The 12108-nt window shown below is 69.7% G+C and carries 5 protein-coding genes; all 5 read left to right on the forward strand.

The window, feature by feature from the left end; all coding sequences use genetic code 11:
* Window positions 1–123 precede the first annotated feature (123 nt).
* Complete coding sequence (locus ACGFR9_RS00750) at window positions 124–1206, forward strand: serine/threonine-protein kinase (protein WP_393202728.1); 1083 nt, start codon at window positions 124–126, stop codon at window positions 1204–1206.
* A gap of 47 nt (window positions 1207–1253) precedes the next feature.
* Window positions 1254–4127 (forward strand): DEAD/DEAH box helicase, encoded by a 2874-nt coding sequence (locus ACGFR9_RS00755; protein WP_393201519.1) that lies wholly within the window; start codon window positions 1254–1256, stop codon window positions 4125–4127.
* A 25-nt stretch (window positions 4128–4152) separates the two neighbouring features.
* Window positions 4153–9198 (forward strand): class I SAM-dependent DNA methyltransferase, encoded by a 5046-nt coding sequence (locus ACGFR9_RS00760; protein ID WP_393201521.1) that lies wholly within the window; start codon window positions 4153–4155, stop codon window positions 9196–9198.
* A gap of 130 nt (window positions 9199–9328) precedes the next feature.
* Entirely contained in the window at window positions 9329–10159 is an 831-nt protein-coding gene (locus tag ACGFR9_RS00765; protein ID WP_393201524.1) for an SAM-dependent methyltransferase, read from the forward strand.
* Between the two features lie 211 nt (window positions 10160–10370).
* Window positions 10371–11912, forward strand: a complete 1542-nt coding sequence (locus ACGFR9_RS00770; RefSeq protein ID WP_393201527.1) for a hypothetical protein — start codon at window positions 10371–10373, stop codon at window positions 11910–11912.
* The last annotated feature ends 196 nt before the right edge of the window (window positions 11913–12108 follow it).

Below are 12108 nucleotides of genomic sequence, written 5' to 3' on the forward strand. Positions count from 1 at the left end.
ATATCTCCATTCGGCAACCCTCGTACCCGACGCGGTCCCCATCCACTACCGTGTCCCCCAGGCGCGCATCGCGGCTGATCAGAGGCTCGCCAGGACGGAATGTCGAGGACACACGTGCAGATCATGCCCCTGAACCCGGAGGATCCGGTCGCGCTGGGCGACTTCGAGCTTCTCGGCCGGATCGGTCAGGGCGGCATGGGGCAGGTCTACCTCGGTGAATCGCTCGGCGGTGAGCCCGCCGCGGTGAAGGTGATCAAGCCGTCGGTCGTGGACTCCGAGTCGCGCAAGCGCTTCGCGCAGGAGGTCGAGGCGCTCAAGACGATCTACGGGGCCCGTATCGCCGCGTTCCTGCAAGCCGACGCGGAGGCGGAGCAGCCGTGGCTGGCCACGGAGTACGTCGACGGCCCGGACCTGGCACGGCATGTCAAGACACACGGTCCGCTGCCGTCCGTCCTCGCGGCGGCGCTCGGCGCGGTCCTCGCCGAGGCACTGTCCGGGGTGCACGACCAGGGACTGCTGCACCGGGACCTCAAGCCGGCGAACGTGCTGCTGGGCCCGAACGGGCCGATGATCATCGACTTCGGGCTGGCCGCGTTCACCGAGTCGAGCGTTGCCCTCACCATGCCGCACCAGGTCGTCGGCACCCCGATCTGTATGGCCCCGGAGCAGGCCGCGGGGGTGAAGCCGCTGACGGCGGCGGTGGACGTGTACGCGCTGGGGGCGCTGCTGCTGTTCGCGGTGACGGGCCACTATCCGCATGAGGCGGCCACCCCGTACATGGTGTTCCACCTGGTCACGGACCCCGCCACGGCACCGGATCTGTCCGGTGTGCCGGCCGGACTGGAACCGCTGCTGACGGTCATGCTCGCCCATGATGCCGGGGACCGGCCGTCGCTGACCGAGGTGGTGCAGCGGTGCCGCGCGGTGATCGAGGCCCAGGGCATGAAGATCGCCCAGGCGCGCCGGAAACTCACCTCGCACGCCATGGGACCCGCCGACGCGCCTCCCACCCTGGTCTGGCCGGCCCCCGCGAGTGACACCCCGGCGACGGAGATCGTCCCGGCCGATCTGGAGTCGCCGGCCGAGCCCACGGCCGCCCGGCCCGAGCAGCCGGGCCCGATGACACGGACGCTGCGCCACTCCGTACAGGCGCGCCGGACGGCGGACCGTCTGCGTGCCGTCTACGCGGCGACCGCCCCGTTCTAGACACCCGCGCCCCATCCCACCCAGACGACCGCCCAGGAGGCACCCGCGTGACCGCCGACTCGATCCCCGCCCCCGTGACGAGCGTCGAGGACGCCCAGTTTCCGCCGGGCGCCCAGATCCTCGTACGGGACGAGGTGTGGCTGGTGCGCAACGCCACCCGGTCCGAGCACGACGGGGCACGGATCGAGGCGGTGGGCGCCTCCGACTTCGTACGCGACCAGGAGGCCGTGTTCTTCACCGGCCTGGACCGGATCGAACTCCTCGACCCGAGGCGGACCCGTCTGGTGCGGGACGACTCGCCGAACTTCCGCCGCTCGCGCCTGTTCCTGGAGGCGGTGCTGCGCAAGACGCCGCTGCCGCAGGCCGAGCGGGGCCTGGCGCTCGCGGACTCCTTCCTCCTGGACGCCCTTCCCTACCAGCAGCGGCCCGCCCAGCTCGCCCTCTCGGGCCGCAACCTGCGCCCTCGCCTGCTGATCGCGGACGTCGTCGGTCTCGGCAAGACGCTGGAGATCGGCCTCACGCTGGCCGAGCTGATCCGCCGGGGCCGGGGCGAGCGCATACTGGTCGTCACCCCGCAGCATGTCCTGGAGCAGTTCCAGCACGAACTGTGGACGCGGTTCGCGATCCCGCTGGTGCGGCTGGACTCGGTGGGCATCGAGCGGATCCAGCGGGAGATCCCGGCGGGCCGCAACCCGTTCACGTACTTCAAGCGGGTCATCGTCTCCATCGACACACTGAAGAACACGGACCAGTACAAGCATCATCTGGAGCGCATCAACTGGGACGCGGTCGTCATCGACGAGTCGCACAATCTGATCAACAAGGGCTCGCTGCGCAACCAGCTCGCCCGCACTCTCGCCCCGCACACGGACGCCCTGCTGCTGGCCTCGGCGACCCCGCACAACGGTGACGCGCGTTCCTTCGCCGAGCTGATCTCGCTGCTCGACCCGGCCGCGATCCGCGACCCGGAGCACTACCGCGCGGACGACATCAAGCACCTTTTCATCCGGCGGACGAAGGTCAGTCCCGAGGTGCGGGAGCAGATGAAGGGGCAGTGGGCGGACCGGGGCCCCTCGCAGTCGGTGCGGGTGACGGCCACCGCGGCGGAGGAGAAGGTCTTCGAGGAGCTGGCGGCGGTGTGGCTGCCGTCCGACGGGTCGAAGTCGGTCAGCGACGTGCCCCTGTTCCCGTACACGCTGCTGAAGTCGTTCCTCTCCTCCCATGCGGCGCTGAGGACCACGGTCTCCACGCGCATCAAGACGCTGGAGAGGAAGGACGACCCGGGGTCGACATCCGCCGAGCGCGCGGCGCTGCACCGGCTTCTCGAGCTGGTGTCGGGGATGACGGAGGCGGACTCGGGCAAGTTCGGGGCGCTCCTCGATCAGTTGCGGGAGATCGGCGTCGGGCCGAAGTCGGACACCCGGGTCGTGGTGTTCTCCGAGCGGGTGCAGACACTGGAGTGGCTGGCGCGGACCGTGCCGGCGGCGCTCGGCTTCAAGGGCAGGGCCGCCGAGCAGGCCGCCCGGGTCATGCACGGCGGGCTGTCGGACGAGCAGCAGATGCAGTGCGTGGAGGACTTCGGCCTCCAGGACACGCCGGTGCGCATCCTGTTCACCGGCGACGTCGCCTCCGAAGGCGTCAACCTGCACCGTCAGTGTCATCAGCTCGTCCACTACGACGTGCCCTGGTCGTTGATCCGCATCGAGCAGCGCAACGGCCGCATCGACCGCTACGGGCAGCTGCATCAGCCGCGGTTCCGGGCGCTGATCCTCACCAGCTCGGTCGACGGCGCGAAGGACGACACGCTCGTCTCGGAGCGGCTGCTGGAGCGGGAGGCCGAGGCGCACAGGTCGCTCGGTACGGCGGAGGCGGTGTCCGGGCTGTACCGGGCGGAGGCCGAGGAGAAGTCCCTCATCCAGGATCTGCTGCGGGGCCGTGACGTGGACGAGTCCCTGGACGCCGACCGCACCGTTGGTACCGACGATCCCGTGGACGACTTCCTCGCCGACTTCTTCAGCTCCGTGAACGAGGAGCTGGAGGAGGACACCGCCGACAGCGGGGTGGGTTCCGGGGCGGTGCCGCGCGCGGACGTGCCCCGGCTGTTCGGCTCCGCGCGCGAGTTCCTCGACGAGGCACTGCGCGAGGTCTACCCGGACGCGCACGACCGCCTCGACCTGTCCGCCGACCCCGAGAGCGGGCTGCTCTCCTTCGTGCCGCCCTCCGATCTGGTGCACCGGCTCAAGGCGCTGCCTCCGGAGTACGTCCGTGAGCAGGGCCTGCGCGACCGGCTGAAGGTCACCTTCAACCGGCGTCTCGCCGACAGCAGCCTCACCCGCGCCCGTGCGTCGGCCACGTCGAGCTGGCCGGACATCTCGCTGCTGACCGACCTCCACCCGGTCATGGAGTGGCTCACGGACAAGGTCCTGGTCCGCCTGGACCGGCAGGAGGCGCCGGTGCTGACCGCCGACGTTCGGCGGCCGGCCTATCTCGTACAGGGCATCTACTCCAACGCGCTCGGCCGGCCGACGGTCGTCAAATGGATGGCGGTCACCACGGACGGCGAGGTCGACGACGACATGGTGGCGGTGCTGCGCCGGGCCCAGGTCGGCCCGACGATGGCCAACCCCGGTTTCGACCACGACACGAAGCGGCTCGCCGAGGCGATCCCGGGTGTCCTGGACATGGCGGAGGCGTTCCTGGAGCGGCACCGCGAGGCGTGGGACGAACCACTGCGGGCGCCCGTCGAGGAGTACAAGACGCGCCTGGGCACGTGGGAGCAGCCGACGCTCGCCGCCGGTGGCGGTTCCGCGCCGACCGCGACGCGCGAGCGGCTGACCTCTCTCGCGGATTCCCTGCTCACCACCGGCCGGCCGATGCTGCGCGTCCTCGCCGTCCTCGCCCCGGCCCACGCCGCCGCCTGACCGACCCACCCAGAGGTTTCCCACGATGACGTTCGACTCCCTGGTCAACCGCGGCGACTACTTCTCCGCGCACTACCTCGCCGAGGTCCTGCCCAAGGACCTGAAGTCCGGTCTGCTCGCCGAGTGGAAGCAGCGCGAGGAGGACGCGGCCGGTGCCGAGCGGCCCGAGGGCGCGCTGCCGGTGACCCCGCGTGCGGGCCTACGGGCGCTGCGCCGTACCTACTTCGCGGCCCGCTCCTACTTCACGGTGGACGAGGAGCAGGCGGCGACCGGCGACGACGCCATGGCATACGACGCGCCCGAGTGGCGGGACCGTGTGCGCGCGCTCAACGGGGAGGTGCTGCGGGCTCTTCGCTTCGACGCCAAGCCGGGCACGCTCACCGTCGTCCGCGCGGATCAGTCGTACGAGGTGACGGTCGCGCACGCGGAGAGGAATCTCGTCGCGCTGGACTGCGGCTGGTCGGCGGAGCCCGATGACGCGTTGGACCCGGACGGTGCGGGACGGCTGCTGGACGGGCTGCGGCTGGACGGGCAGCACACCGTCGTCACCGGATCCAAGCTCGCGTCGTTCCTGTTCGCGTGCGAGGACGCACCGCGTTATGTGCTGTTGCTGGTCGGCGGGGTGGTGGTGCTCGCGGACCGGGCGGCCTGGGGCGAGGGCCGCTACCTCGCGGTGTCACTGGACGCGTGCCTGGAGCGCAACGACACCAAGGCGGGCGGCGAACTCGACACCGTGGCCGCCCTGTTCGGCGCGGACTCGCTGCGCACGCCCGAGGGGGGCGGGGAGAACCCCCTCGCCACGCTGGTCGACAAGTCGACGAAGCATGCGGTGGGCGTGTCGAGCGAGCTGCGGGACGGACTGCGGCTGAGCGTCGAACTCATCGCCAACGAGGTTCTGGACCGTGTGCGAGAGGGGGGCGTCCGGCCAGAGGACGTCAAAGAACTCCCCGAGCTCGGACGACAGTTGACGCGTGAGTCGCTGCGGTACCTGTACCGGATCCTGTTCCTGCTGTACGCGGAGGCCCGCCCGGAGCTGGGCATCCTGCCGTCGGACTACCCCGAGTACCAGTTGGGGTACGGCCTCGGCCGGCTGGGCGAGTTGATCGCCGAGCGGGATCTCGTCGACGAGAAGTCCCGCAAGGGGTTCTATCTGTACGAATCGCTGGACCTGCTGTTCAGCAAGGTGCAGCAGGGGTACCGGCCGCGCCGGACGCACGGGGTGGTGGACGCGAAGACGTCGGAGGACGCGGGGCTGCGGTTCGAGCCCCTGCACTCCAAGCTGTTCGAGCCCGGCGCGATCGAGCTGATCGGGGCGCGTGCGGTGGTCGATCCTCGGGTCGAGGGCGAGGGCGCCGGGGGCGGGGAGCGGTTCATCGACACCCGGCTGCGCAACGAGACGCTGTACCGGGTGCTGCGGCTGCTCATGCTCACACGAGGCAAGAGGCGGGAGCGCGGGGGGTTCATCTCGTACGCGCAGCTCGGGATCAACCAGCTCGGGGCCGTGTACGAGGGGCTGATGTCGTACTCGGGTTTCGTGGCCGGCGAGGAGCTGTACGAGGTCGCCAAGCACGGTGATCCGGCCGACGGTTCATGGCTCGTACCGGCGACGAAGGCCGACGAGTACCCGGATGAGGTGTTCGTCCGGCAGAAGGACGCGGATACCGGTGAGGAGCGGCGGGTGCGGTACGCGCCGGGCTCGTTCGTGTACCGGCTGTCCGGGCGCGACCGGCAGACGTCGGCCTCGTACTACACGCCCGAGTCGCTGACCCGCGTGACCGTGCAGTTGGCCTTGCGGCACCGGCTGGACCAGGGCGACACGGTGACGAGGGCCCGTGAGCTGCTTGAGTGGAGGATCTGCGAACCGGCGCTGGGTTCCGGCGCGTTCCTCAACGAGGCGATCAATCAGGTCGCGGCCGAGTATCTGCGTCGGCGGCAGGACGAGTTGGGCCTCGCCATCGACACCGAGAAGTACGCCGTCGAACTCCAGAAGGCCAAGGCGTATATCGCGCTGCACAACTCCTACGGCGTCGACCTCAACAACACGGCGGTGGAGCTGGCGGAGGTGTCGCTGTGGCTCAACACGATGCACCCGGGGATGGAGGCGCCGTGGTTCGGGCTGCATCTGCGGCGGGGCAACTCCCTGATCGGCGGCCGGCGGGAGGTGTACCCGGCTGAGCGTCTGAGGAAGGGCGGCTGGCTGGGGGCCGCTCCGGAGCGGTTCCCGTTGTCGGAGGCGGTGGCGGGGGCCCCGCTGCCTGAAGGGGCGGTGCATCACTTCCTGCTTCCGGCGAAGGAGTGGGGCGCGGTCGCGGCCGAGAAGGAGGCCAAGGCGCTGGCTCCGGCCGAGGCGAAGGCGCTGGGTGCTTGGCGGAAGGCGATCACCAGGTCGCCGAGCGCCGCGCAGGTCAAACGACTTCAGGGGCTGGCTCGGCGGGCCGAGTATCTGTGGGGACTGGTCGTCCGCCGGCTGGAGATCTCCGAGCGGGAGATCTCTCGGCGGATCGATGTGTGGGGGGCCGAGGGGGGCTGGCTGCGGTCGCCCGAGGTGGCTGTGCCGAGGGAGAAGGTCAAGGCGGACCTGGAGGCCGTCGATACGCCGTACTGGCGACTGAAGACGCTGATGGACGCATGGTGTGCGTTGTGGTTCTGGCCTGTTCAGCAGGCCGGGCTGCTGGATGGGTCGCATGGCTCGTACGTGCGGGCGGCGGAGGTGACTGCGCAGTCGGCGGGGTGGACCGTGTCGGCGGCTCCGGCTCCGGCTCCGGTTCCGGTTCCGGGGCAGATCCGGGAGACGTACGAGTCGGAGGACCTGTTCGGGGATGTGCGGGTCGTCGAGGTCAGGGGGAAGGAGGCGCGGGGCGGTGGCCGCAAGGAACAGATCCGGGGCGAGCGGCGTCCGGTGATCGCGTTGGCCTCGCTGGACGACTGGCTGGACTTCGCCGAGTCGCTGTTGGGTACGCAGGATGTGGCCGCGGACTCGTTGGTGGCCCGGTTCGACACGCTGGACGAACTGGAGCAGTACGAGGACGAGTTGCCCGAGTGGATGGGCATGGAGCGGTTCTACTCTTTGGAGTCGCGGTATCCGTGGGCGGGGGTCGCTCGGGATGTGGCTGAGCGGCAGGGGTTCTTCCACTGGGAGTTGGAGTTCGGACAGGTCTTTGCCCGGGGCGGATACGACTTGCAGGTGGGGAACCCGCCCTGGGTGAGGCCGGATTGGCAAGAGGATGCGGTCCTCGCCGAGCTGGAGCCCTGGTTCAAACTCGCACAGAAGCCAAGCCCTCAGGAATGGCGACTCCGAAAGGAGGAGGCCCTCCGGAGATTCGACCCCACCTACTTCCTGGATGAGCTGGCAACAAACGCCGGCGTTGGAGAATCACTTACGTCTGCGGCGCTCTACCCTCTCATCATGGGATCTCGCCCCAACCTCTACCGATCCTTCATGTGCCAAGTATGGCGACACGCGAACAGTCGCGGAGCGTCCGGACTGATTCATCCGGACACGCACCTCGAAGGGTCGAAGGACGGGCGTCTCCGAGTGGAGGCATACCACCATCTGCGACTGCACGCCACATTCATCAATTCTGGAAACTGGGCCTTTGAGATCGGCCGTACGGTCCCCTTCGGCCTGCACATTTACGGCGGGCGAGCACAGAGCATCGATTTCTACACACTCAGTCAACTGCATGCCGCCGGCACTCTGCCCGAATCACTGGAACACGATGGATCGGGGCCGCCTCCCGCACAGAAATTTGGCGGAACCTGGGATATCAGACCACACAGGAGTCGAGTCATTCGGGTCACGCGGGATGTCCTGAGCAGCTGGAAGATGCTCACTGCGGAACAAGGGGCGCCGGTCGAAGAGACTCAGCTGCTTCACTCGATCTCGACCCATGAACAGGACGCCATCGCCTCACTGGCCCGGGTCAAGGGTCGTCTTGCAGACAAGAACCCGTTCATCAGCTCTGGATACAACGAGACAAACGCCAAGAACGACGGAATCATTCGCCACCATGTCGGGCAGTCGGCGGACTGGGCGGAAGTCATCCTGCAGGGAACACATTTCTCGATCGCGACACCGTTCGCGAAGCAACCGAACTCGCCCATGCGTAACGGGAAGGACTGGGCGGCCTGGCATCTGACAGAACTCCCAGAGAACGCGATCCCGCGCACTACCTATGCACCGGCCAGTAGCCGCAGCGTATACGAAGGGGCCCAAGACCGCTGGGGGGACGACCGATACACCGCACGCTATCGCTTGGCATGGCGAGCCATGATCGACCCCAAGAACACAGAGCGCAGTCTCTTCGCCGCGATCATTCCCCCGGGTCCCGCCCATACCCACGGCGTACTCTCCATGGCACTTTCCGGCAACCTCGCCACCGCACTGAACGCGGGATTCTGGGCCGCCCTCCCACTGGACTACTTGCTGAGAGTCGCAGGGCGCGCCAATCTCCTGGCAGGTGAGGCAGCCAAGATGCCCACCCCCGAACCGGGCCATCCCCTGGCTCATCCCCTGCTCCTGCGCACTCTCCGCCTCAATGCCCTGACCGCAGAATATGCCGCTCTCTGGGAAGAGCTGTTCCACCCGAGCTGGCCGGAACATGAGGAATGGGCTGTTCCCCGATGGCCGGGGGCCGATCCTCTCGCCGCACACCTCACGTCCGCCTGGCACTACGGGACCCCGTTGCGCACGGAATTCGAGCGCCGTGCCGCCCTTGTCGAGCTCGATGCTCTCGTATCGGTCTGGCTCGGCATCACGGCGGATCAGCTTGCCACCATCTACAAGTCCCGCTACGCGGTCCTGGCCGACCGTGAAGCGGCGATGTACTTCGACAGCCAAGGGCGCCGCATCGCAGCGGACGCCTACGCCCACGGCCATGGGCAAGTGAAGCAGGACTATGTGGATCTCATGGCACATCTGGAGAGCCCGAAGTCCACCCCACCGCCCGAGGGTTACTCGGCCCCCTTCTACAAAGCCGACCGCGAGGCCGAGATGCGTGCCGCACACGCGCACTTCCGGGCTCGCTTGGACAAGGAGATCGCCGCCGGCCGCTGGAGCCGGGAAGCCTGAGCACCGTTCCAGCGCCTGCTCCGCGTCACGCCCGCGTCGGAGCCGGAGGGGTCGGAGGGGTCGGAGGGGTCGGCTTCCAGCCTGCGGGTTTCCTTGGAACGCCGGTGTGGGGGCGGTGTCGCGGGGGAGGATGGCGTCCATGACGGTTGAAGGCCCCTCCATCGACTCCACCAGGCCCAGCATCGCCCGCGTCTACGACTATCTGCTCGGCGGCAAGGACAACTACGCCGTGGACAGAGAGATCGGCGACGTGTTCTTCCGGGACCTTCCCGGCTCGGTGGCCATCGCCTTCGCCAACCGCGCGGCGCTGATACGGGCGATCGCGGAGATCGTGACGACCACGGAGATACGGCAGTTCATCGACCTGGGCAGTGGCCTGCCGACCGCCGACAACGTCCACCAGGTCGCGCAGCGGCACGCGCCCGAGTCCAGGATCGTGTACGTCGACAACGACCCGCAGGTCCTGGTGCACGGCTGTGCGCTGCTGGAGCAGAACGAGCGCACGCGGGTCGTCCGGGCCGACGTCCGCGACCCGGAGACCGTCCGGACGCACCCGGACACCCGGAAACTGATCGACTTCGACCGCCCTGTCGCCGTGATCTTCAGCGCGATCCTGCACCACGTCAACGACGAGGAGGACCCGGCCGGGATCGTCCGCCACTGGCGCGACCATGTCCCCTCCGGGAGCCACTTCTTCGTCAGCCACTTCCGTTCCGGCGACAACCCGGAGACGGAGGAGGCGGAACGGGTGCTGCAGAAGACGTTCGGGCGCGGCCGGTGGCGTACCGACGCGGAGATCGCCGCCCTCCTCGACGGCCTGGACATCCTCGACCCCGGAATCGTGCCCGCGCCGCTGTGGCGGCCCGACACGAACCCCAACCCGTGGAACGCCGACGGCGCGGAGCGTGAACTCAGCGTCTGGCAGCACCTGATCGTCGCCGGGCTGGCCCGGAAGCCGTAGACACGGATCGTCGCCGTGTCACGGGTGTTGCACCGGAGTTCACCGGAACGGGCGACGATCAGGTCCAAAAGCCCTCACCTCATGCGATTTCATCACCCCCTTCGCGCTGTGCCGCATACCGTGGATTCTCCGGCCGAACACCGCCCTGCGTGGCGGCGGATCAGGACGGCACGCAGATGGGTCACGTCGCGGAGGACGGAGAAGGTACGGGATGACACAGGTCGCGGGGAGCGAGCCCGATGAGCGGGTGCCGGGGCGCCGGTGGACGGTGCGGCTGGACCCCGTCGGGCGGGGCAGCGCGGAGGTGCGCGTCTCGTGCAGCCGGCCGGCCTGCGCCGAGCAGCGGCTGCCGTCCACGGCGGAGGGCCGTACGGCCGCGGTCGCCCATCTGAAGGCCCACCTGCGCGCCATGCCCGCCCCCCGGGCCGACACGTACTGCGCGTGCCGGGCCGAGGGATGCCATCCCCATCTTCCCGACACCGGCGGGCGGGCCCGTACGGAACCCTGGCGGTGCGGCGGGCCGGTCGTGCTCGCCGTGGTCGCCGACCGGGCGGGACGGTGGTGGCAGGCGCTGGAGTGCTGTTCGCGGTGCGCGGCCGCCACTCCGGGAGCCCGGACGGCGGTCACGTCCCGGCCGCCCGAGGCCGGCGCCCGCCCGTCCCCCGCGGTGGCGGGGACACCGCAGTTCTCGGACGGGCAGGCCGCCGCCACCGGTACGGCGGTTCCGGGGCCCCGTCCCGGACCCGCCGTCCCCCGCCCCGTACCGCCGCGGCGCCGCCGGGTGCCGGAGAAGCGGGTCTCCCAGCGGATCATCCCGCGCGATCTGCGGCCCGAGTCGCTGCGGGACGAACTCGTCGAACTCGGGGACCTGTTCCGCGCCTACCAGCGGCGCGACGAACCCGATCTGGCGATGCTCGCCGACCTCCAGGAGCGCAAGGCTCGCGCGTTCCTCACCTGGTCCGACGTCAGCTGCGACGTCACCCTGCGGCTGGAGGCGACGCGCGCCGAGCAGGCCGCGGCGGTCATCCGGCGCCAGCACCAGCACCGCACCGGCGAGGCCGTGGCGGGCGAAGCGGCGGGCGTGGCCCGCCTGTTGCCCGTACCGGCGCACTGGGAGTACGTACGCTCCGTGCTCGCGCACGTGACGGCGCACGCCCCGTTGCCCGGCGCGGAGGCCCGCCTGCTGGTCCTGATGCTGACCCTGCGCACCGCGCACTCGGGCACCGGCAACCTGGTCGGGCAGGACCTGAGCGGCCTGGGCCTGACCGACCCGTCGTCGCTGGTCACCCAGCTCACCGCCACCGGCTGGCTGGACCTGCCCGTCCCGGTGGAGGACCTCCTGACCTCCCGCCCGGAGAACGCGATCCCGGTCACGGTGCCGTCGCTGGTCCCCACCGAGGACGGAGGTGTCTTCCCCTTCGGCAGAAAGACCCGTCCCAAACTCTCGGGCTGGGCCCAGCGCGTCGTCTCGGACAAGAAGCTCCGCAAGAAGAAGGCCTCCGCCCCCACCCGTCTGCTCGCCCTGACCCTGGCCACACACACCGACGCGGCAGGCCGTCTGGGCGCCGGCGACAAGGGCGTCCCCCTCGACGACCTCGTCGCCCACGTCCCGGTGCCCCTCTCCGAACTGCTGCTCCTGATCGACCAGTTGACGTCTCTCGACTGGCTGGCGGACACCACCACCACGGATACCCACCTCACGGCGACCCTCACGGACCGTGTCCTCCCCCTCAGCTGCCCCCTCCCGGAGTGAGACCCGGCACCGAGCGGGTCGGGGCCCGGGCGGCGGCGCGTGGTGGACTGCACAGGCACCCCGGCTCGGCGTCCGGGTGATGACCGCGTCGACGAGCCCTGTCGAGGCGTACGGCGTGCGGGTGTGACAGCGCGCCTCGGGGTGCGGGGCCCGGAATCCGACCGGGTGGGTACCGATGTCCGAGGTGGGCGGTATT

Origin of the sequence: Streptomyces sp. NPDC048584 (assembly GCF_043199595.1) — a bacterium.
In the GTDB taxonomy this organism is placed as follows: Bacteria; Actinomycetota; Actinomycetes; order Streptomycetales; family Streptomycetaceae; genus Streptomyces; species Streptomyces edwardsiae.

What these genes read in the sequence shown, in the direction of transcription:
- ACGFR9_RS00770 (WP_393201527.1), top strand. Translation starts at nt 10,371, where the DNA reads ATGACACAGGTCGCGGGGAGCGAGCCCGATGAGCGGGTGCCGGGGCGC.
- ACGFR9_RS00750 (WP_393202728.1), top strand. Translation starts at nt 124, where the DNA reads ATGCCCCTGAACCCGGAGGATCCGGTCGCGCTGGGCGACTTCGAGCTT.
- ACGFR9_RS00760 (WP_393201521.1), top strand. Translation starts at nt 4,153, where the DNA reads ATGACGTTCGACTCCCTGGTCAACCGCGGCGACTACTTCTCCGCGCAC.
- ACGFR9_RS00765 (WP_393201524.1), top strand. Translation starts at nt 9,329, where the DNA reads ATGGCGTCCATGACGGTTGAAGGCCCCTCCATCGACTCCACCAGGCCC.